Origin of the sequence: Pseudoalteromonas sp. BDTF-M6 (assembly GCF_018334135.1) — a bacterium.
Taxonomy (GTDB): Bacteria; Pseudomonadota; Gammaproteobacteria; order Enterobacterales; family Alteromonadaceae; genus Pseudoalteromonas.
Map to the genome: position 1 here is coordinate 546388 of NZ_JAGXTQ010000001.1, position 21590 is coordinate 567977.

Below are 21590 nucleotides of genomic sequence, written 5' to 3' on the forward strand. Positions count from 1 at the left end.
ACCTTATGGTCGCGTTTTTAGTTTTATCTGAGTGGCTTCAATATCGATTACCCCATCTTTAAAGAGGCCGCCTATGGCCTTTTTAAAGTTTGCCTTCGAGGTACCAAACTGACGTTTAATGGCCTCCGGCGCCGATTTATCGCCAAGCGGTAGCAGGCCGCCTCGGGCATTGAGTTCATCGAGGATCTGTTGTTTCAGTGGATCAATCTTCGCCATCCCCGGCGCTTCAAGTACGATATCCAGTTTGCCGTCTTCGCGGCACTGCTGCACGTAAGCCTTTAGGCGCTGGCCCACAAACAGGCTGCGGTGTACACGGTTATGGAAAATAAGACCCCAGTGCAGTTCATCGACAATGACCTTAAAGCCAAGGTCGGTTTTTCCCGCGACGATAATATCGACCAGGTCGCCGTTTTTATAATCCGGTTGGGTACGGCCAACAAATTTATTGAGATTACTCGAGGCACAAATACGTTTTGAAGCATTATCCAAGTAAAGCTTTACCAGGTAACTGCGCTCGGGTTGCATACGCGGCTTTTGTTCGTTAAAGGGCACCAAGAGATCTTTTTCCAGACCCCAATCCAAAAAGGCACCAATTTTATTCACCTGTTTGACCTGGAGCAGGGCAAAGTCACCAACCTGAGCGCTTGGTTTCGTGCGGGTTGCCGTTGGATGCCCCATGTTATCCAGGTAGACAAAAACGCTCAGGCTATCACCGCGCTCAACGTCATCCGGAGCCTGCTCGGCGGGTAGGAATACTTCGCCAAGGTCTGGGCTATGTAAATACAGGCCTTCGCCGGCCACTTCATCAACAAACAGAGTTTGCCATTGTCCTAAGCTACTCATTATTCTTCCTCATCCTGCATCGGTTTTGGCTTGCGTTTCAGTGAACCCATGGCGTTGGGGTCAAAGGGAGCCGCGAGAGGTTTTCTTGGCTTTCCTGCGCCGGCTTTACGCGGCTTCGCTCTGGCAGGCTTGCCACCCTGAGAGGTGACTTTATCTGCTTTTTTAGCTTTGTTGGTCTTCGGCTTAGGCTGGGTAAAGCCTTTAAATTTGCCTACCAAGCCGTCAATTTCACTAAAGGGGAGCGGGCGACGCATAAACTGATTAATGGCTAAATAGCTTTGCCAGTCCTTGGGACCCACAAGGGAAATTGCAAAGCCCTTGAAACCGGCACGGCCGGTACGACCGATGCGGTGGATGTACTCCTCGGCATTTTTCGGCAAGTCGAAGTTAATCACATGGGTCACATTCAAAAGGTCTAGACCTCGAGAGGCGACATCCGTGGTGATAAGCACCTGATATAAGCCGCGGCTGAAGCTGTCCATGATATCAAGGCGCTTATTTTGTGCCAGGGTGCCCTCAAGCGCCACGGCCTTAAAACCCTGCTTGCTGATTTTGTCGCACAGGCGTTGAGTGTCCTCGCGGGTGGCGGTAAAGATAATGCACTGACCTAAGCCTTCTTCGTTAGCGAGGAGATGGTCAAGTAGCGCTTCTTTATGGTCTAAGTGATCGGCTAAGTAGAGACGTTGGGCAATATCCCCATGCTCGTCGGTGGCGGCGCTAATGCTTACCCCTTTGGGGTTTTTCAATAAATTACGCGATAGGGCGCCTACTTGGGCATGCTCAAGAGTGGCCGAAAATAACAGACTTTGGCGCAATCTGTGGTCGGCGCTTTTATTGATAAGTTCGACTTGCTCACTAAAGCCTAAATCAAGAATACGGTCAGCTTCATCGAAAATCAGCATTTCCAGACCGGCCAAGTGCAAAGAGCGGTCTTCGAGGTGATCGGCAATACGTCCCGGGGTGCCAACAACAAAATGCGGGTCTTTGCGCAGTGCTTTTACCTGATCGTTATAATTCTCACCGCCGAGCACTTTTACGGCGCTCAGGGCGGTGCCGGCAATCAGCAAACGCAGTTGGGTATAGACTTGGGTCGCAAGTTCACGGGTAGGAGTAACGATCAACACCCGAGGGTCGCGCTTCGATAAGGCCTTTTGCTTCATCACCCTTTGTACCGCAGGCAACAAAAACGCCAAGGTCTTACCGGACCCCGTTTTTGATTGCGCAAATAAATCGTGCCCGGCTAATGCCAATGGGATCGCCTGGGCTTGAATATCGGTAGGGGTGGTAATGCCCTGGTGCATGATCTGTGCACACAGGCGTGTATCGATACCCAAATCACTGAATTGCAAATTCACTCTCCAACAAATAAATACAGTTAATACAGCGCTATTATAACGTATTGCATCCCTTGGCTGGCAGCTTATTTTGCGTTTTGAGCCATTATGAGTAAAATACGCGTCCTTAATGCGCCGGATTTACGATTCGGTAGAGTTTAAAGCAGAGAAAAGGTGTCTTCATGTCACAACAATACGTCGTGTGTGCGCTGTATAAATTTGTAGCGCTTCCTAATTTTGAACAAATTCGTCAACCCCTATTAGATGTTATGCTGGCCAATGATGTACGCGGTACCTTGTTGCTTGCCAATGAAGGTATTAACGGTACGGTCGCCGGTAAGCGCGAAGGCATCGATGCCTTGCTAGCCTGGTTAGATAAGCAGCCCAACCTGGATAACATAGTAACGAAAGAGTCATTCGATGACGAATGTCCGTTCTACCGCACAAAGGTTAAGCTGAAAAAAGAAATCGTTACCATGGGCGTTGAGGGCATTGACCCGCGTGAAGTCGTGGGCACCTATGTTAAGCCTAAAGATTGGAACGCCTTGATCAGCGACCCAGACGTAGTTCTGGTTGATACCCGTAACGATTATGAAATCGAAATCGGTACCTTTGAAAACGCCGTGGATCCAAAAACCAAGACCTTCCGCGAGTTTCCAGCCTGGGCCGAGCAAAACCTTGACCCCAAAAAGCATAAAAAGGTCGCCATGTTCTGTACCGGCGGTATCCGCTGTGAAAAGTCAACCGCCTACATGAAAGAGCAGGGTTTTGAAGAGGTGTATCACCTTGAAGGCGGTATCCTAAAGTATTTAGAAGAAGTGCCCAAAGAAGAAACCATGTGGCAGGGTGAGTGTTTTGTATTCGATAACCGTGTTGCCGTTGATCACGACCTGAACAAAGGCCAGTACGACCAATGTCATGCCTGTCGCATGCCGATTACCGAAGATGATAAGCAAAAGCCGGAATATATGCAGGGTGTTTCTTGCCACCACTGCCACGAAAATGTCAGTGATGAGCAGCGTGCCCGTTTTGCCGAGCGTCAAAAGCAAATCGAGCTGGCCAAAGAACGCGGCGAAGGCCATATCGGTCACGAAGCACAGGAAATGCTGCATAAGCGCAAAGAGCTTAAGCAGCAGCTTAAAGAGCAACAGCGCGCCGCGAATAAATAGTAGCCGCCTGTGAATCTTTATAAAGGAAGTCGGTATGACTTCCTTTTTTTACGCCTAAACCCTAAAGTCAGGAATATAGGAACAATAACTCCCGTAGCAGTGAAAGCGCAATTGGCTTTCTAACGGGAATAAAATAATGAAAAGGGACGTCAGATCATGAAAAATGCATTACTTATTGTCAGCTTGGTATTTGTCTTGTGTGCTTGCTCAAAGCCCATCCCCAGAGAAAAGGCCGACTATATAGGTTATTGGCGAGGAGGGAACATGGAGCTAACCATACACCCTGACGGCAGCTTTACTTATGAGAGGGAAGAAGGAAATACGTCAACTTCCATTAATGCGCCTTTACAAAAGTTTGAAGGCGATGACTTTGTTGTCGGAATTGGCTTTTTTAATACCCGCTTTGAGGTTTCTCAGGCGCCGCATCAAGTCAACGGTCAATGGCAGATGGTGGTCGATGGGGTGTTACTGACCAAAAAAATGTAATAACTAGATAGAGGGGGGTATGACCCCTTTTTTACTATTCTTTTGCCCATCATCTTTGAAAATACACATCTCCTCTCAAGTGCGCGAGCGCTGTTCAGCGAAAGTAAAGATATGTAAAACCGGCTTTCAAGGCCGATGATTTGTGATCTAATGCTATTAATTAGTACGTATCTGTAATGCGTTAATGTAATTAGTCGCGCGATATCGGGCATTGACCGAAGCGAGGGCGAGTCTCAAAGCGACAAACTGTTACACTGACGCAACAGGATATTTACCCCTTAATAGCCGACGCGGGTCGGGATATAACAAGAAGGAAGGTTCAGGTTGCGACAGCTTTTCAGTGCAATTATTTGTAGTTTAATAATCACTATGCCAGCGTTCGCTAAGGCCACTAAGGTCGTGGTCGAAAGTGTAAGCTTAGAACGCTCACAACAACAGGTTCAAGCGGTAGGCAGTGCCGAAGCGATTCATTCGGTGGTGCTGTACCCGGCCGTGGGTGACAGAGTCACAGCGGTTCACTTTACGCCCGGGCAGCAGGTGCAGGCAGGCGCGTTATTGCTTGAGCTGGATTCTCGTTTGCAACGGGCGGCGCTGGAAGAAGCTAAAATTCGTTTAGCCGATGCCGAGCGGACCTTGGAGCGCCTACAAAACAGCTTCGCCAAGGGCGCGATCCCCAAAAGCGAGCGCGATGATGCGTTAACGACACGGGATCTTGCCAAGGTGGCACTGACTAAGGCCAGCGCCGAGCTTGAAGACCGTCAGGTGAGAGCGCCATTCGCCGGCGTGATGGGGCTCACCGATGTTGAAGTCGGTGACCGTATCAGTGCACAAACCGCCATTGCTAGCATCGATGACATCACTTCTCTTTACATCAATTTCAATGCGCCCGAGGCGGCTTTAACCATGCTCAGAGCCGGCGCCGAAGTCAGCGTGCAACCATGGCAACAGCAACAGGCCATCAAGGCGAAAATCGCGCAATTGGACTCGCGTATCGATACCGACTCGCGCACCCTGAGAGTGAAGGCCGAAATTGCCAACCCAGGTGCCCAGTATATTCCCGGTATGAGTTTTCGTGTGCAATTAAGCATGCAGGGTGAGGCCTATGCGGTAGTGCCCGAAGCGGCCTTGCTATGGGGGGCGACCGGTCCCTATGTTTGGAAAAGTGTAGATAATGTCGCCACCCGGGTTGATGTAAAAATTGCGCAACGACTGTCTGGCCGTTTATTGGTGAGCGGTGCCCTAGACGAAGGCGAATTGCTGATTGTCGAGGGGGTCCAGCGACTGCGTCCAAACCAGAGCGTGCGCTTCGAGCAAACTCAACTGGCGGATAGGAACTAAGCCATGAGCGAGCAAATGAATACGCAAATTCAAGATTTGCCATCGATGGCGATTCGTCGTCCGGTGCTGATAGTGGTGCTCAACCTCTTGATTATCATTGCCGGTATCGCCGCCATCGCCGGCGTAGAAGTAAGGGAGTTACCGGATGTTGACAGACCACGCATCACAGTGTCGGCATCATTCCCCGGAGGCTCGCCGGAAACCGTAGACACAGAGGTCACCAGCAAGCTCGAAGGAGCAGTGGCCCGGGTCAGCGGCGTGAAATCCATTCGTGCGCAAAGTGAAGAAGGCAGCGCCCGTATCGTAGTCGAGTTTCGCCCGGGTGTGAACCTGGATGATGCCGCCAATGAAACTCGCGAGTCCGTCTCCCGGGTGCAACGGGAGCTTCCTGAAGAGGTGGAGCGGGTATCCATTATTAAGGCTGATAATGATGCCGAAGCCGTGGTGTCGCTGACCGTAAGCAGTGAAAGCTTGTCTTTAGAAGCACTCACCGAGCGGGTTGAAACCGACCTGGCCCCGCAATTTTTGACCATCCCAGGGGTTGCCGATGTGCGTCTTAATGGCGACCGAGAGCGGGTGATGCGGGTTCGTATCGACCCCTTAAAACTCAGCAGTTTTAACCTCACCGTGCCCGATGTCGCCGCAGCGCTGCGCCAGGCTCCGTTCGATGTGCCGGCGGGCAGCTTAAAATCCGATGACCAACAACTCATCGTGCGTGCCGATGCTACCTCCGTTAGTGCCGAGCAGGTGGGGGACATCATAGTGCGCGGTGACACCCGCATTGCCGATATCGCTGCGGTGTATTTTGGCCCCGCCGATCCGCGCTCCATGGTGCGTTTAGACGGTAAGCCGGTGATCGGCATGGAAGTCATTCGCCAAGCCCAGTCCAATACCATAGAAATTTCCGATGAAGTGCTGCTGTTATTGGAGCGCATGCGTGAGCGATTCCCGCAAATGGAATTTACGCTGACATCGGACGATGCCCAGTTTATTCGCAGCTCAGTGGATGAAGTATTGAACTCTCTGGTACTGACCATAGTGCTGGTGGTGATCACCCTCTGGGTGTTTATCGGCTCCTGGCGCGCAACCTTGGTGCCAGCTTTTGCCATTCCCGTGGCCTTGGTGGGATCCTTGGCGCTTATCTGGGCCCTTGGCTTTTCCATCAATATTCTGACCCTGTTGGCGCTGGTATTGGCGACCGGCTTAATCGTCGATGATGCCATCGTGGTGAGTGAGAACATTCAGCGTCAGCGCAGCATGGGATTAGGGCGCCGTGCCGCCGCCGTTATCGGTACCCGTGAGGTCTTCTTTGCCGTGGTAGCGACCACCGCCGTACTCGCTGCGGTGTTCGTGCCCATCGCCTTTTTGCCTTCCACCGCCGGACGCCTATTCCGGGAATTTGGTGGCGTGCTCGCCGGTGCGGTGATCATTTCCAGCTTTGTCGCCTTGTCGTTAGTGCCGGCCTTGACCTCAAAATTAAAGTTGAAGTCCGGTGGTCGTCACCCTTTTGCTAGATTTGGTCAGGCCTTGGCGCAAAGTTACCAGTGGTGTATTCACAAGGTCCTCGACCACGCCTGGGTTACCTTTGTCATTTCCCTGCTGGTTGCCGCCAGTTCCGCTGCCTTATACCTACAGCTTGAAAATGAACTCTTGCCATCGGAGGACAGGGGCAAGATCCGTATTTTTGCCCGCGGCCCTGATGGTGTCGGTTTAAACTTTATGGACCGTCAAGCCAAGCAGATGGAAGACGTGTTATTGCCGTATGTTCAAAGCGGGGAAATCGAGTCTATTTATACCGTGGTCGGTCAATGGGATCCAAATATCACCTTTATTACGGTGCCGTTAAAGCATTGGGATGAACGCCACTTTAGCCAGCAAGAGATCATTGCGAAATTGCGCGCTCCGCTGGGGGATATTCCCGGTGCTCCGGCGCGCGCCTTTGGCTCCAACAGCCTTAACCTGCGTGGACAGGGCGGCGGTGTTGAACTGGCATTATTGGGTCAGGACTACAACGATATTTACGCCGCGGCACAGGATTATGCCAAGGCCGTCGAGCAGGCCATTCCAGATGTCGCGCCGGTGCGTATTTCCTATCAGCCCTCACAACCGCAATTGCGGGTTAATATCGACCGTCGCCGTGCCCAGGAGCTGGGTGTGGAGCTGAGCGATATTGCCGTGACCCTGCGCGCCGCTATCAATGGTGATGACGTGGCCGATTTAAACGTTGGCGACCAATCCATTCCCATTATGTTGCAGGCGCAAAATCGCACCATAAATTCGCCCAGCGATCTCGCTAACTTGTATGTGGGTGGCAGCAATGGTCAATTGGTACCGCTGAGCTCGGTGGCCACCATAAGCGAAGAGGGTGTGGCGGCAGAACTTGAGCGCCATGCGCAGCGTCGCGCCATTGAAGTGGATATGCAATTGCCTGAAAAGATGGCCATGGCTGAGCTGGTCAGCGAGCTGCGCGACATAGGTGAAAACACCTTGCCAAGCAGTGTCACATTGGCATTTAAGGGAGAGGCATTGACCTTTGAGGAAACCGCCAATGAGGTGCTGTTGACCTACGTGCTGGCGTTTGTCATCGTGCTTCTGGTGTTGGCGGCGCAATTTGAAAGCGTCAACAGCGCCGTGGTGGTGATGATCACCGTACCCTTTGGCATAAGTTCGGCTATTTTGGCCTTGTATCTCACCGGAACCTCGCTCAATATTTTCTCGCAAATTGGTTTGGTGATGTTAATAGGCTTAATTGCTAAAAACGCCATTTTGCTGGTGGAGTTTGCCGACCAATTACGGGATAAGGGCTATCAGGTGCGTGAAGCGGTTGAGCGTGCGGCCTTGGTGCGTCTGCGCCCAATCACCATGACCCTGGTATCCACCTTGCTGGGTGCCTTACCCTTAATTCTCTCTAGTGGCGCCGGTGCCGAGGCTCGTAATGCCATTGGCTGGGTGGTCTTTGGAGGCTTGGCTCTGGCCGTTCTCTTTACCTTGTTCCTCACGCCGGTGGTGTATTTGGGACTGGCACGCTTTACCAAGCCCAGGGCCGATGAGAGTAAACAATTGGCCGCGGAGCTTGAACAAGCCTCGTGAAGAAAATGTCCGCGATTTCCCGCGGACATTTTTTTTTATGGCCATTTATATTAAGCTTCAGCCTATTAGCACCAGTTTTGAGGTCGCACCATGCAAGCTGAACAGCTAGAAATAGCCCAGTTTCTCAGTAGTCACTCGCCCTTTGACGAGCTCCCCGAAGACGCCTTAGCCCACCTTGCCCAGGAAGTGGAAGTTGCTTACTTTCGTGCCGGTACGGATATTCTCCATTATGGCGACGACATTGCCGACCTTTATGTGATCCGCTCCGGTGCGGTGGAGTCTTATCGCCGCAGCGGCGAGCTCTACAACCGCATGGACAGTGGCGGTATTTTCGGGCAAATGGGTCTGCTGATGAATCGTAAGGTACGCTTTCCGGTGACCGCCATGGAAGACACCCTGGTGTATTGCATCGATGTCGATCTCTTTACCGAGTATTGCGATAAATTTGAGGTGTTTGCCGATTATTTTGAGGCCGATGGCAATGTACGTTTGCACCAGGCCATCGTTGAGCAGGCCGACAGCAATGATTTAACCACGGCTAAGGTAAAGGCGCTGCTACATCGTGATGTGGTGACCGTGGCGGTGGACAGTAGCATTCAGGAAGTGGCCTTGCTGATGAGCGGCGAGCATATCTCCAGTGTGCTGGTAACCGACCCCAATAAGCCCATCAGCGACGACCCGGAAGAAGACGATGGCCAGGTGGTGGGGATCATTACCGACCGGGATATTCGCTCTCAGGTGGTGGCCCTGGGCAAAAGTTTGGATACCCCGGCCCATGAAGTGATGTCCAGTAATCTAACCTTACTCGATGCCAACGCCTATGTGTTTGAAGCGGTACTGGCGATGCTCAGGGACAATGTTCATCACTTGCCTATTTTGCAAAAGCGCAAGCCCATCGGCGTGATCTCCTTATCCGATATCCTTCGTTACGAATCGCAAAGCAGCTTGCTGTTGGTGCGTGGCATTCTCGCCCAACAAACGGTGGAAGACCTAACCCATTTTGCCCAGCAATTGCCCAATGTCTTTGTGCGCATGGTCAACGAGGATGCCAATTCCCATATGATAGGCACCGCCATGGCGGTGATAGGGCGTACCTTTAAGCAGCGCCTGCTGGCCCTGGCCGAAGAAAAGTTTGGCGCCCCCCCTGTGCCATATTGTTTTATAGCCCTGGGCTCCATGGCGCGGGATGAGCAGCTAATTGTTACCGATCAGGATAATGCCATCATTCTCGACGATGCGTTTGATGAGCAAAAACATGATGCTTATTTCCAGGCCTTATCGGATTTTGTTTGCGACGGCCTGGCGGCTTGTGGTTATACCTATTGCGATGGCGAGATCATGGCGTCTTTTAAAAAGTGGCGCCTCACCCGCAGCCAATGGCGAGAGCAATTCGCTTCCTGGATAGCCGAGCCCAAACCACAGGCGCTACTGCACAGTTCTATCTTTTTCGATTTGGACGGCGTGTGGGGTAAAACCAAGTGGGCGGATGAACTTAAGTCCTATATCGCCAAAGAAGGCAGGGCGAACCGTCGCTTCCTGGCAAACCTGGCGGCCAATGCCCGCAACCGTACGCCGCCGCTGGGCTTTTTTAAGGGCTTTGTGTTGGAACACGACGGTGAACACAAGCATTCCATGAACCTCAAACGCCGCGGCACGGCACCCTTGTCCGATGTTATTCGTGTGCACGCGCTGGCGGTAGGTTCACGTAAGCAGAATTCATTTGAGCGCCTGGAAGACATTATTGACGCCAAGCTGTTGCCACCGGGGAAGGCCCAGGACCTTCGCGACGCCCTAGAGTACATTGCCATGATGCGCATTCGCCATCAGGCCTGGCAAATTGAGCAGGGTGAAAACCCAGATAACAACCTGGATCCGAATCTGTTATCACCGTTTGAGCAGCGCAATTTGAAAGAAGCCTTTGCCATATTAGAAAAAGCACAGAGCTTTCTTAAATTCCGTTATCAAAGCGGCAATGGGCTGAACTAGTGTTATCTAATGTGCTCATCGACTGGCCGGCACGATACCGGCAGTTGGCGCTTCAGACGTGCTATCCCGAGTTGCAACGTTTTTATCAGGCCGGCATAGCGAGTGGTGAGCAAACGCTGGGCGAAACCGAGTTTGTTGCCATGGACTTTGAAACCACCGGGCTCGATAGCGCGGGTGATGAAATTGTCAGCATTGGCCTGGTGCCCTTTACCTGGCAACGCATATATTGTCGCCAGGCGCGTCATTGGTTGGTGCAACCCAAGCGTAATTTGGCCGAGCAATCCATTGTTATTCATGGCATTACCCACTCTGAAGTCGAAGACGCGCCGGATTTGATGTCGGTATTGGCGCCCTTGTTAGAAGCACTCGAAAAGCGGGTGGTAGTGGTGCATTACCACGCCATAGAGCGGCCATTCTTAGCCAATAGCCTGTTTCGGCGCATTAACGAGGGCATTGAGTTTGCGCTCATTGATACCATGGCCGTTGAGCGCCAAGCGCTGTTGGCGCGTCGTGGTTTTATCGGTCGTTTACTGGGTGAGAAAATCGGCTCTTTGCGCTTAGCAGACTGCCGTACCCGCTATAATCTGCCGCCTTATGGCGTCCATAACGCCATGACCGATGCCTTAGCCACCGCCGAGTTGTTGCAGGCACAGCTGCGTTATCACTATCGCTGTGACACGCCCCTTAATCAGTTGTGGATGTGATACGCGCGTTATCTTAAGCGATAAAAAAACGCCGCAGATGCGGCGTTTTGTTTTAGTCGAGCGTGCGCTATGAGCTTCTGGGCTCGGTGCGCAGGCCTAAAATCAAGCTCACACACATTAGCAACAGCACTATGGTGAAAGGCAGGCCGGTCGAAACGGCGCCGGCCTGCAGCGCTTCCATGGCTTCTTTGCCACCAATCCACAGTAGGGCCGCGGCAATCGCGCCTTCGATGGAAGCCCAAAACACACGCTGTGGTACCGGCGCATCAACCTTACCGCCGGCGGTGATCGAGTCGATAACCAAGGAGCCCGAGTCCGACGAGGTGATAAAGAACACCAGTACCAGCACAATAGCAATAAACGAGAGTACCTTGGTCATAGGCAACTGCTCAAACATCTGGAACATGGCGAGCGGCACTTCGGTGAGGCCTTTTTCGCCTAACGAGCCCACACCCGAGGCCACTTGATCTATGGCGATGCCACCATAAATTGACATCCATAGCGCGGTCACCAGGGTTGGGATAAGCAACACGGCAATGAGAAACTCACGAATGGTGCGGCCCTTAGAAACCCGGGCGATAAACATGCCCACAAAAGGAGACCAGGAAATCCACCAGGCCCAATAGAATACGGTCCAACCATGCATCCAGGTTTCGTCTTCACGGCCATGGGGGTTACTCAGCGGGATAATATTTTCAACATAGCCAAGAAAGGTGTTGGGTAAATTGCCCATGGCTGCGGCAAAGCCAACAAGAGCAACGAACAAAAGCAGCGCAAAGGCGAGTATCATATTGATGTTACTTAGCACCTTAACCCCGCCTTCGATGCCGCGCACAACAGAGATAATAGCCAACAGGGTCACACCAATAATCACACCGATTTGCAGGCCGACGCCGCCGTCTGTCCCAAAGACATGATTAAAGCCCGCCGAGGCTTGCTGCGCACCTAAGCCCAAAGACGTTGCTAAACCAAATAGCGTTGCCAGCACGGCAAGTATGTCAATGACATGGCCCGGCCAGCCCCAGGCGCGATCGCCCAGGATAGGGTAGAAAATAGAGCGGATCGACAGCGGCAAGCCTTTGTTATAGGAGAAAAAGGCCAGTGACAGAGCCACCACCGCATAGATGGCCCAAGGGTGCAGGCCCCAGTGGAACATGGTGGCGCCCATGGCGGTTTTAGCCGCCTCTGCGGTCTTGGCTTCAACCCCCAGTGGCGTTTCATACCAACCAGTGAAATAGGCCACCGGCTCAGCCACGCCCCAGAACATTAAGCCTATGCCCATGCCCGCTGCAAACAGCATGGCCAGCCAGGAAATACGTGAGTGTGAGGGGGTTGCCGAGTCGCCGCCGAGTTTGATTTTACCGTAGGGGGAGACGATTAATGCCAGACAAAAGAGCACAAAGAGGTTGGCTGCCCACATAAATAACACATCGAAATTACCTATGATGTCCCATTTTATGCCATCCAGGGCCTTTTTAGCGGTGGCAGGATCGGTAACCAGAATAGCTACCAAAAAGATGATGATAAGGCCTGCGCTAATGCCAAAGACGGGATTATGAACATCAAACCCCCACTTTTGTACATTATCCTGGCCGACGGTGTAATCGGTATTCTCTATACTGTATTTGTCATGATATTCACTCATGCCTACCTCTAGTTGTTAAAACCATTAGAGCTAAGGCCTAGTTGAGTGAGTCCACGTAAATCAATGATTTGTAGACTAACTAAATTAGACCCCTTCATATGTACAATAGTTTAGGGGTTAAAATATAAATGTAAATTGTCAGCGCGATAAATGCCATAAATTAGGGCTTTTTATGTTTTTAATGCATAAAAAAAAAGCGCCGAACGGCGCTTTGATTTATATGGAATAATTCGCGGTGGAATTAGTTTTATTTCACTATCACCATTTCTTCAAGCAGGTTATCGGCCTTATCGACGTGGCGCATGACCCATAACATATAACGGCTATCGACATGAATAGAACGGTTTAAGTTGGCATCATAGTCCCAGTCACCGATGATGCTTTCGCTTACACCGTCGAACAACAAACCTACCAGCTCGGCATTGCCATTAAGTGTGGGTGAGCCCGAGTTACCGCCCGTAGTATCCACGGTACTTAAGAAGTTAACCGGCACCGAGCCCAGACTGGCCATTTCGTATTCGCCGTAGTTTTTCGCGGCAATTTGCTGCATTTGCGCTTGTGGTGCATCGAAAGGCGCTATACCCGTGTATTTCTCGGTGATCCCTTCCAGGCGGGTAAACGGCGTATAGGTCAAGGCATCGCGCGGGCTATAGCCTTTAACCGTGCCATAGGTTACACGTAAGGTGCTATTGGCATCGGCGTATACCGGCAGACCTTGCTCCTGGTTGTAGGCAATGATGGCGGCCATGTACTGAGGACGAACACGGTTTAACTCACCACTGAGCATTTTCTTTTCTTGTTCACGGGCTTGGAAGTCGTCGTATGTTGCAACGGCCAAGGCGATGAAGGGGTCGTCGCTTTGTTTGAAATTGGCTACCGACTTATCCATCCACTCCAGACGCACTTGCTCTTCATTGAGCGCCGTTTGCTCGTACATCTTAGCCAGGCGTGTCAGCATGGCATCCTGGTCGTATCCTTTATCCAGGCCAAGGGCCTTATCAAGCGAGCTAATACGTGCTTTGGGTTCAAGTTGAGCATATAGATCAACAAAGTGCGCAAATAACGCTTTATCGACGGCATCGTCATAACGGCGAGACAAGCTGGTCATACCGGCTTTGAAACGGGTCATATCACGTTCTTGATAGCCAGGCTCACGCTGAGCATCCGGCAACTGTTGCTCATTCGCCAGGCGATATAGGCGAGTTGCGGTGGACATCATGGCGCTGCGACCCATGTAACCTAAAATTAGGTCTAGCTCGCTGGTGGCATGTGACTTGGCAATCAAGCTATCAAGTTCTTTAAGTACGTGGGCATATTGCTTTTTACGCGCTTTATCGGCGTTGATCCAGGCGCTGAGATCGGTAGCCAAGTTGTCCTTGCGCGCTTGCATATCGGTTTTTTGGTACGAGTTGACCATACCGCCGTAGTTTTTCGCGTAGTTGGCCAGACCGGCTAGCGTGCTCTCATAGGCGATGCGGGCTTTAGAGCCTTCTGCGGCGGTGGCCTTAATGATGTCCATGGACTGCTCGCGATAGGCCTTGGCTTTAGGGTAGACCTCGGTAAATTGGTGCTCCACTTCGGCATTGGTGCGATAGCGGTTGGTACGACCCGGGTAGCCGGTAACCATCACAAAATCACCTTCTTTAACGCCCTTGGCGCTGACCTTGAGGAAGGAATCCGAACTAAAAGGCACATTGTCTTCACTGAATGGGGCCGGTTTACCGTCTTTACCCACGTAGGCGCGGTAGAAAGAGTAGTCACCGGTATGACGTGGCCACATCCAGTTATCAATATCACCGCCGTATTTACCTATGCCCTGCGCCGGGTTGTAAACCAGGCGTACGTCTTGAATTTCTAGGGACTTGATCAGGTAATACTCTAAGCCGCCGTGGAAGCTATAGACATTACAGCGGTAGCCACCGCCTTGCTCACACTCGGCAACCAATGCCTTTTGTGCCTGCTCAATGGCCTTGTAGCGCTCGTTGCCATCCATTGACTCATTTAACTGGGCGTTGACCTTGGCGGTGACATTGGTCACTTCTTCGGTCACATAGACACGCGAGCCCGGTGAGGCGGGCAGCTCTTCACCATAGGTCTTGGCCAGGAAGCCGTTTTGTAGAATATTGTTTTCAGGCGTTGAATTATATTGAATTGAGCCGTAGGCACAGTGGTGGTTGGTTACCACCAAACCTTTTGGAGAGACGAAAGACGCGGTACAGCCGCCCAGGCTGATCACCGCATTCATAGGGAATTCGGTCAGTTTTGAAATGCTTTTGGGGTCAATTTCCAGGCCTTTCGCCTTTAATACCGACTCAAGTTGCGGTAATTGATGCGGTTGCCACATGCCTTCGTCGGCAAGCGCGGGGTTGATGGCCGTCGCCAATAGGGCGGCGCCAATTAGAGATAAACGCATAGTTCCATCCTAGTTGTTATATTTTCGCCACGCAGTGTCGCGCAGCAAAGGGACGGGTGCAACTTTTTACGTTTACAAAATGTTTCAAGTTGTTGGAGCCGTTAATTAATAAGAATGAGGTTGGCGCAGCCGAGGCTGCGCCGGGTAGGTGCTATTCCTTGAGTGCAGCCTTGGCCGTGTAGGCGGCTTGGTGGGTGTTGGCAGCGCGCCCCGAAGGGTCGGCATTGGCTTGAAATGATGCATCCCAGGCCAGCGCCTGTGGCGTAGAGCAGGCCACCGACTTGCCGTGGGGCACACACAAGGTCGCGACGCCGCCGGGGAAGTGTTGCTCGAAGATATTGCGATAAAAGTACGCCTCTTTGCTATCCGGAGTGTTAACAGGAAATTTAAAGTGGGCGTTTTGCATATCACGGTCGGATACCTGCTCTTCCACATAGGCTTTAAGCGAGTCTATCCAGTTATAGCCGACCCCATCGGAGAACTGCTCTTTTTGCCGCCACAAGACCTCATCCGGCAGATAGCCATCGAAGGCTTCACGTATAATGTGTTTTTCGATGCGCCCGTCCTTACACATTTTCGCATCCGGATTAATGCGCATGGCGATGTCGATAAACTCCTTGTCCAAAAACGGCACCCGTGCCTCGACGCCCCAGGCGGCCATGGATTTATTGGCGCGCAGGCAATCAAACATATGCAGCTTGGCCACCTTGCGGTTTAATTCGTCATGGAATTCCTCGGCATTGGGCGCCTTATGGAAATAGAGATAGCCGCCAAAGAGCTCATCGGCGCCTTCGCCGGAAAGCACCATCTTTATGCCCATGGCCTTAATGTGACGAGCCATCAGGTACATGGGGGTGGAGGCGCGCACCGTGGTGACATCATAGGTCTCCAGGTGGTAAATGACCTCTTTAATGGCGTCAATTCCTTGCTGCACGGTGAAGTGAATAGGGTGGTGAATGGTACCAATATGTTCGGCAACCTTGGCAGCGGCGGCTAAGTCCGGCGAGCCTTCAAGGCCAATGGAAAAGGAGTGCAACTTTGGCCACCAGGCATCACTGGCATCGTTATCCTCGATGCGCTTGGCGGCAAATTTTTGGGTAATGGCGGAGATAAGCGAAGAGTCCAGCCCCCCTGACAATAAAACCCCGTAGGGCACATCGCACATTAGCTGGCGTTTTACAGCGGCCTCCAGGGCATGTTTAAGGGTTTCTGGCTTGGCCTCATTGTTTTTAACCGCCGTAAATTCTTGCCAGTCCCTGTGATAATAGCGCTGGTATTCGCCTACCTCGCTATCGAGGAAATGACCCGGAGGGAACTCCTCAATGTGGTTACAAATCGGCGTCAGCGCCTTGAGCTCACTGGCCACATAGAAATTGCCGTATTCGTCGCGGCCGGTATAAAGGGGGATAATGCCGATATGATCCCTGCCTATCAGGTACTTATCCTTTTCTTCGTCGTACAGACAAAAAGCAAAAATGCCGTTGAGCTCATCGAGAAAGGCACTGCCTTTTTCTTCATACAGGGCGAGGATCACCTCACAATCGCTCTGGGTTTGAAATTCGTAGTCTATGCTCAGGGCATCGGCGAGTTGCTGATGGTTATAGATTTCGCCATTGACCGCTAACACATGGTTGCCGGCTTTATTAAACAACGGCTGAGCACCGCTTTGTACGCCAACGATCGCCAGACGCTCATGCACTAAAATGGCCTTATCGCCGGTATAAACGCCGGACCAGTCCGGGCCGCGGTGGCGCAACAGTTTCGACATATCTATAGCTTGCTCGCGCAATTGCGCAATACTGGACTTGATATCGAGCACCGCAAAAATTGAACACATATTTGTTTTCCTCATTCCTATCTCGAGCTTTTGTTGTAGCAGAAAAAATATGCCAAGTCACACGGGAAATAAGGAGGTGGATGGATTTTTTATGCGTCAATTTAGTGCACGATTTCACCCTTATGCACTAAGGTGGGTTTTTGGTGGTCAATATCCGACCTGCTATCGCAATTTTATGGCAAAAGCGGTCTTATTAAGCGCTCTGGTCTTTGAGGCAATTTGGCTGGTGGACATTTGTTTGCACCAAATAAGCGCAGGCTATAGATGGGGGTATTTGCGTTTATTTAACTGCTTATTGGTGGGAGTAAGAAGACGCACTTCATAACTCGTAAATTTATTGCTCTGTCGTAATTGTTCTCAATAAATACTGCCGAGTCAGCAGATAATCTGAGATGTAATTTAAGTAGGGTGAAGGTGTTTTCATCTTGAGTAACCATTGACTGTGTATATGCACAGTGGTGATTGAATTGTGTGATAGTCAAGAAAACGACCCAATCGCTTCTATTTTGTCGGGCTGCTCTTTTAAGCTACCAGCTTTGAGTTCCACACTAGTAAGGGCTACAAGAATTTGTTATCAATAGAGAAAGGAAAAAAACAAGCAAAACTGTCGTAGAAAAACGTGCAATTTGCTGTTTATAAACATGTTATGCTCAAAAAGGAATCGTACCAATGAAAAGAATATTCGCAATTGTCATCACTTTCATACTGGCTGGTTGTTCGGCAACTAACCCAACCTATTCGTCGCGTTCAACAGACAATATTGCACAAACTTCCTCGGTTACACCTAAATGGGAGCCTTTGGTTGAAGGGGCAGAGTTAAAAACCGACGTTAATTACAAATACTATCCTAGCGAGATGAAGCTAAGTAACGACATGCTCTTACGAGGTGACACTTGGAACGGATTCTTAAAAGAGTATGTTGAAAGCCTTCCATTAGGTAAAAGAAATGACGTACTGAATGGGGTAACAAGATTCTATAAGGAGTATGATAAAGTAGATAAAATCATAAAATTTGAGCCACTTAGATATATATCTGGCCCATACTCTTCCAATTCATACGTTTCGCTGAAAGGTAGTTTTACGAAATCCAAAGCGAGCGCGTTGCTAAAAATACGTTACTACGGAAGCGATTGGATCTTTGCCAATAGAATTACAATTGTTGCCGATGATTTTACCTGGAAATCCCCTGCACTTAAATTCTATAGAGATCACTACACTAAAGTATGGGAATACACCTACCTCGATCTAGATAAAGCGGAGTACCGTATGCTTGTAGACAAAATATCCTCTTCAAAAGAAGTAATAATTCGTTTTCATGGAAAGCAGTACTATGACGATCTGCAGGTTACTGAAAGAATGAAGCAGGATATCTCAGCAATGCTTAAAGCTATAGATGCTATCAATAAAAAAGCATAACAATCGCATTCACTCGGACAGCAAAATGCGCCGCTCCTTCGTCGCTTTTCCCTTTGCTTCCGGTGATGCAAGGCGTTATACCCAGGACTTACCCATAAAAAGAGGCTCTATGTTCCTAAAGATATCCAGTGATATACACCTTGAACATCTAAGCGTTGCAGATGCACCGGCACTGTATGAGGCGGTTGAGCTAAGTAGAGCAAACCTAGCGCAATATATGGCGTGGGAAAAAAGCGTTGCAGATGTTTCCGGTGCTCGAGCCTATATAAAAAGCCGTTTAACGAGTGGCCTAGATAGGGCGCAGTGGTTCTCGATTCAGTTTCACAACCAATTCAGTGGTGTGTTTGGGGTTAAATCCCTTGATCGTGATAAGGGGGTTTGTGAGCTCGGTTACTGGCTTGCCGACAACGCCCGAGGCAATAGGGTGGTTGGGCAAATCTTAGCGGTGATGATCCCCTACTTAGCGAATGAGCAGGGTGTACGAACCATTGAATTCCAGTGTTTAGAAAACAATTTTGCCAGCATTAAAATAATTGAACGTGCCGGAGCAAGGCTTTTAAGGAAAGTGTCAAATACATTGGACATCCCAAATAAAGAACAGGCAATCGGCATATACTCGCTGCACGTATAGACGCTGCTTACCACTGCGTTAAGCCTGAATTGGCTGCGGCAATGTTTAATTAGATAGAGAATAAACAGCCTTGTGCTGGACTAACTAAATTAAGAGACACATGAAATTCAAATTAATTGCAGTAATAGCACTTGCATTGAGTACTACAGTCAGTGGCTCCAGCAATTGCGCTTCTCTCGCAAATAGCTGTATTGATGTCTTCGATACGGGGAGTGGAAAATTGTTTACTAACTCACCATCAGTGGCTTACCTAGACAGTATTGGAGGAAGTCCAACACATCCAACACACCCAACTTGGACTGTGGATGGCACACGGGGACCATCCGGCATTTTCTACCTATTCAATTGGAATAATGCAAAGGCACTGTGTAATACCTATAATTCCCAAAGTCTCGGAGGGCGAACCAACTGGCGCTTACCAACGCGAGAAGAGTTAATAGGGTTATACGACAGTTACGGTAATATGTTTAGCGCCCGCGGTTGGCCAACCGATGGCACTTACTGGTCGGTGACAGCTGATGATTCTAACTATCACGACGTGGATCTCGGTTATGGCTATGTGAGCACCAGTGAACCGAACATCACGAGCGACAACCCCCACTTATTCCCGAGCTTTACTACCTACGCTTCCTGCGTTTCAAATCCTGAGGATTGAGTGTTTTATTTAAATTCACTAGACATAGAGACGCAGCTTTAAGCAAGCATCACACTAGTGTCTTCTACATTAATTGCGTTCTTACGCTCAATCATCCCCCAGGCCTTTTCGTGGAAGTAAAATGCCACTGTATTCACCGCCGGCTCGACAATGGCGACCAGACCGCCGAGCACCAGGCTACCGGTTAATAGGTAGGTGACGCCAAAGGCAATGGTAAAGTGCATGGTTGCAAAGGTGGCTGTTTTTTTCATGACTAATTTTCCAAATCTCCAGTTCTAGTTCGTTTATTATTAGCCAGACATGCTGATAGATAAAATGGATTTATATAATTAATACAATCATAAAAACAGAATGAACAACTCAAATCAGCTTTTGAGCGTTTTAACAAGACTCGCGGCGATAGCGCATGGCCAGACGCAGGCGGTTCAGCTCGTTCTGATGTTGTTGGTTTAAATGTCGCGCCTGTGCCAGTGTCACAGCCATAAAGGAGACGCTGTGGCCGCCCCTCAATTGCCCTAAGCGCGGCAAGTCCGCGGCGATCACCTGACCCAGCAGCGGATAACCGCCGGTGGTTTGGCAGTCATTTAACAAGACAATGGGCTCGCCACTGGGCGGCAGTTGTATACTGCCTGGAGCCACCGCGGTGCTTTTAATGCTTAGCGTATGGCTAAGAGCAGTATTGTTTGGCTCTGCCTGCAGGCGCAACCCCATGCGGTTACTTTGCGCCGATACCTGCCAACTTGTCTCGCTAAACGCCAGTTTCAAGTGCGGTGATAGGCCAAACTCTCTGGGTTCGGCAATATAATGGATTGGGCCCTGGCGCCTGGGTAACTTGGCCCCCCAATTAAGCCACTGAAAGTCGCTGGTGGCGAAGGCAAGTTGTTGCCCCGCTTGCAGGGCTTGTCCATCGAGGCCGCCAAACCCGGCCATGCAATCCGTGCTGCGACTGCCCAAAACCGGCTCTAAGGCAAAACCGCCGCTAACGGCCATATAACAGCGCAGGTTAAGGGACGAGGAGGCAAAAGTCAGCGTTTGTCCAGCATTGGCCTGGTAACACCAGCCCGGCTCTATGCGCCGGCCATCTAGATTGGCGCTCATATCGGCACCGCTGAGGGCAAAACAGGCTGGGCGCTCAAAGCGGAGTTTGGCCATGCCCAGGGTGATTTCCAGGGCGGCGGTTTGTTCGTCATTGCCTACAAGTAAATTGGCGACCCGAAGGGCATCGCTATCGAGCGCACCGCATTGGGAGACGCCTAAATGTCGTTGGCCAAAGCGACCAAGATCCTGAATGGTTAGCTGAGGACCGGGCTTAATTACAGTCAACATGGTTTAGGCCTCCGTAAAGCTCAAGGTATCGCCTGGGGCGAATAATGCCGGTGGCTGACTGAGTGGGTCAAACAAGGTCAGCTCGGTGTGGCCGATAATATGCCAGCCGCCCGGGGAGTTGGCTGGGTAGATGGCGGTTTTATCACCGGCAATGGCAACGCTGCCTTTGGGAACCAGGGTGCGCGGCGTAGCCAGACGTGGCAGATGCAGGCGCGAGTCTAGGCCACTGATATAGGCAAAGCCGGGCTGAAAGCCGAGAAAGTCGACGTCGTACTTACTCGCGCAATGAGCATCGATGACCTGTCGCTCGGTTAAATTGCATTGCTCGGCAACACGCGCTAAATCAATGCCATGATCAGCACCATAACGCACCGGAATAAGGTGATGGCGCGACACCAAATGGCCGTCGTCAAACCCTGACCACAGATCTGTGCACTGACGTTCTAAGGTACTTAAGTCGGTACCAAGTTCGCAGTACAAGGTGAGACTTTCATCGGCACTCACCGCATCTACCACCTCATGGCGAGCATGGCATTGCATGGCCACATAATTAATAAGCCGCTGCTTTTGTTTATGATCTAACTGATTTATGTGTTGGCAATCAATGACCAAGCAAGTGTCGTCGAGGCGATAGTATTGTGGCGGTGGCAGCTTTGCTGACATGGTAGTTTAGGTCCTTCACACGGCTTACCTTAAACCCTGGCAAGCGTCAGTTAT

General features: G+C 50.7%; 17 protein-coding genes. 9 read left to right on the forward strand and 8 right to left on the reverse strand.

Going from position 1 to position 21590, the window contains the following annotated elements:
* Positions 1-3: 3 nt before the first annotated feature.
* Positions 4-843, reverse strand: a complete 840-nt coding sequence (locus KD147_RS02430) for a CvfB family protein (protein ID WP_212546758.1) — start codon at positions 841-843, stop codon at positions 4-6.
* Entirely contained in the window at positions 843-2192 is a 1350-nt protein-coding gene (locus KD147_RS02435; RefSeq protein ID WP_212546759.1) for a DEAD/DEAH box helicase, read from the reverse strand. Before KD147_RS02435 ends, KD147_RS02430 begins: the two co-directional genes overlap by 1 nt.
* A 167-nt stretch (positions 2193-2359) precedes the next feature.
* Between KD147_RS02435 and trhO the strand changes: the two genes are divergently transcribed.
* The 6 genes from trhO to KD147_RS02465 all read left to right on the forward strand — a co-directional run bounded on the left by trhO (position 2360) and on the right by KD147_RS02465 (position 10950).
* On the forward strand, positions 2360-3346 hold the full coding sequence (gene trhO, locus KD147_RS02440; protein ID WP_105254106.1) for an oxygen-dependent tRNA uridine(34) hydroxylase TrhO: 987 nt from the start codon (positions 2360-2362) through the stop codon (positions 3344-3346).
* 156 nt (positions 3347-3502) lie between these two features.
* On the forward strand, positions 3503-3832 hold the full coding sequence (locus KD147_RS02445) for a hypothetical protein (RefSeq protein WP_212546760.1): 330 nt from the start codon (positions 3503-3505) through the stop codon (positions 3830-3832).
* Between the two features lie 369 nt (positions 3833-4201).
* Positions 4202-5170: an efflux RND transporter periplasmic adaptor subunit gene (locus tag KD147_RS02450; RefSeq protein WP_212546761.1), complete on the forward strand. Its 969-nt coding sequence runs from the start codon at positions 4202-4204 to the stop codon at positions 5168-5170.
* A gap of 3 nt (positions 5171-5173) precedes the next feature.
* Entirely contained in the window at positions 5174-8260 is a 3087-nt protein-coding gene (locus tag KD147_RS02455) for an efflux RND transporter permease subunit (protein WP_249318872.1), read from the forward strand.
* Between the two features lie 90 nt (positions 8261-8350).
* Entirely contained in the window at positions 8351-10246 is a 1896-nt protein-coding gene (locus tag KD147_RS02460; RefSeq protein ID WP_105254109.1) for a DUF294 nucleotidyltransferase-like domain-containing protein, read from the forward strand.
* Complete coding sequence (locus tag KD147_RS02465) at positions 10246-10950, forward strand: 3'-5' exonuclease (protein WP_349304657.1); 705 nt, start codon at positions 10246-10248, stop codon at positions 10948-10950. Before KD147_RS02460 ends, KD147_RS02465 begins: the two co-directional genes overlap by 1 nt.
* Before the next feature lie 67 nt (positions 10951-11017).
* Here the strand turns inward: KD147_RS02465 and KD147_RS02470 are convergent, their stop codons facing one another.
* The 3 genes from KD147_RS02470 to asnB all read right to left on the reverse strand — a co-directional run bounded on the left by KD147_RS02470 (position 11018) and on the right by asnB (position 16845).
* The gene (locus KD147_RS02470; protein WP_212546762.1) at positions 11018-12595 is read right to left on the reverse strand and encodes a BCCT family transporter; all 1578 of its coding nucleotides are present in this window, start codon (positions 12593-12595) and stop codon (positions 11018-11020) included.
* A gap of 247 nt (positions 12596-12842) precedes the next feature.
* Positions 12843-15008: a S46 family peptidase gene (locus tag KD147_RS02475; RefSeq protein WP_212546763.1), complete on the reverse strand. Its 2166-nt coding sequence runs from the start codon at positions 15006-15008 to the stop codon at positions 12843-12845.
* 151 nt (positions 15009-15159) lie between these two features.
* On the reverse strand, positions 15160-16845 hold the full coding sequence (gene asnB / locus KD147_RS02480) for an asparagine synthase B (protein ID WP_212546764.1): 1686 nt from the start codon (positions 16843-16845) through the stop codon (positions 15160-15162).
* A 669-nt stretch (positions 16846-17514) separates the two neighbouring features.
* Between asnB and KD147_RS02485 the strand changes: the two genes are divergently transcribed.
* The 3 genes from KD147_RS02485 to KD147_RS02495 all read left to right on the forward strand — a co-directional run bounded on the left by KD147_RS02485 (position 17515) and on the right by KD147_RS02495 (position 19547).
* Positions 17515-18261: a membrane lipoprotein lipid attachment site-containing protein gene (locus KD147_RS02485; RefSeq protein WP_212546765.1), complete on the forward strand. Its 747-nt coding sequence runs from the start codon at positions 17515-17517 to the stop codon at positions 18259-18261.
* A gap of 109 nt (positions 18262-18370) precedes the next feature.
* On the forward strand, positions 18371-18892 hold the full coding sequence (locus KD147_RS02490) for a GNAT family N-acetyltransferase (RefSeq protein WP_212546766.1): 522 nt from the start codon (positions 18371-18373) through the stop codon (positions 18890-18892).
* Between the two features lie 100 nt (positions 18893-18992).
* The gene (locus KD147_RS02495) at positions 18993-19547 is read left to right on the forward strand and encodes an Lcl C-terminal domain-containing protein (protein WP_212546767.1); all 555 of its coding nucleotides are present in this window, start codon (positions 18993-18995) and stop codon (positions 19545-19547) included.
* 38 nt (positions 19548-19585) lie between these two features.
* Here the strand turns inward: KD147_RS02495 and KD147_RS02500 are convergent, their stop codons facing one another.
* From KD147_RS02500 to pxpB, 3 genes are all read right to left on the reverse strand, one after another.
* Entirely contained in the window at positions 19586-19798 is a 213-nt protein-coding gene (locus KD147_RS02500; RefSeq protein ID WP_212546768.1) for a DUF2061 domain-containing protein, read from the reverse strand.
* Positions 19799-19928: 130 nt separating this feature from the next.
* The gene (locus tag KD147_RS02505) at positions 19929-20873 is read right to left on the reverse strand and encodes a 5-oxoprolinase subunit C family protein (RefSeq protein ID WP_212546769.1); all 945 of its coding nucleotides are present in this window, start codon (positions 20871-20873) and stop codon (positions 19929-19931) included.
* A 3-nt stretch (positions 20874-20876) separates the two neighbouring features.
* Positions 20877-21536 carry a 5-oxoprolinase subunit PxpB gene (pxpB, locus tag KD147_RS02510; RefSeq protein ID WP_212546770.1) on the reverse strand — a complete coding sequence of 220 codons (660 nt, stop codon included), beginning with the start codon at positions 21534-21536 and terminating at the stop codon, positions 20877-20879.
* Positions 21537-21590: the final 54 nt, after the last annotated feature.

Excerpts from the sequence above, each read along its gene's own strand:
- KD147_RS02430 (WP_212546758.1), bottom strand. The coding sequence starts at position 843 with ATGAGTAGCTTAGGACAATGGCAAACTCTGTTTGTTGATGAAGTGGCC.
- trhO (WP_105254106.1), top strand. The coding sequence starts at position 2,360 with ATGTCACAACAATACGTCGTGTGTGCGCTGTATAAATTTGTAGCGCTT.
- KD147_RS02445 (WP_212546760.1), top strand. The coding sequence starts at position 3,503 with ATGAAAAATGCATTACTTATTGTCAGCTTGGTATTTGTCTTGTGTGCT.
- KD147_RS02450 (WP_212546761.1), top strand. The coding sequence starts at position 4,202 with ATGCCAGCGTTCGCTAAGGCCACTAAGGTCGTGGTCGAAAGTGTAAGC.
- KD147_RS02455 (WP_249318872.1), top strand. The coding sequence starts at position 5,174 with ATGAGCGAGCAAATGAATACGCAAATTCAAGATTTGCCATCGATGGCG.
- KD147_RS02460 (WP_105254109.1), top strand. The coding sequence starts at position 8,351 with ATGCAAGCTGAACAGCTAGAAATAGCCCAGTTTCTCAGTAGTCACTCG.
- KD147_RS02470 (WP_212546762.1), bottom strand. The coding sequence starts at position 12,595 with ATGAGTGAATATCATGACAAATACAGTATAGAGAATACCGATTACACC.
- KD147_RS02475 (WP_212546763.1), bottom strand. The coding sequence starts at position 15,008 with ATGCGTTTATCTCTAATTGGCGCCGCCCTATTGGCGACGGCCATCAAC.
- asnB (WP_212546764.1), bottom strand. The coding sequence starts at position 16,845 with ATGTGTTCAATTTTTGCGGTGCTCGATATCAAGTCCAGTATTGCGCAA.
- KD147_RS02485 (WP_212546765.1), top strand. The coding sequence starts at position 17,515 with ATGAAAAGAATATTCGCAATTGTCATCACTTTCATACTGGCTGGTTGT.
- KD147_RS02490 (WP_212546766.1), top strand. The coding sequence starts at position 18,371 with ATGTTCCTAAAGATATCCAGTGATATACACCTTGAACATCTAAGCGTT.
- KD147_RS02495 (WP_212546767.1), top strand. The coding sequence starts at position 18,993 with ATGAAATTCAAATTAATTGCAGTAATAGCACTTGCATTGAGTACTACA.
- KD147_RS02500 (WP_212546768.1), bottom strand. The coding sequence starts at position 19,798 with ATGAAAAAAACAGCCACCTTTGCAACCATGCACTTTACCATTGCCTTT.
- KD147_RS02505 (WP_212546769.1), bottom strand. The coding sequence starts at position 20,873 with ATGTTGACTGTAATTAAGCCCGGTCCTCAGCTAACCATTCAGGATCTT.
- pxpB (WP_212546770.1), bottom strand. The coding sequence starts at position 21,536 with ATGTCAGCAAAGCTGCCACCGCCACAATACTATCGCCTCGACGACACT.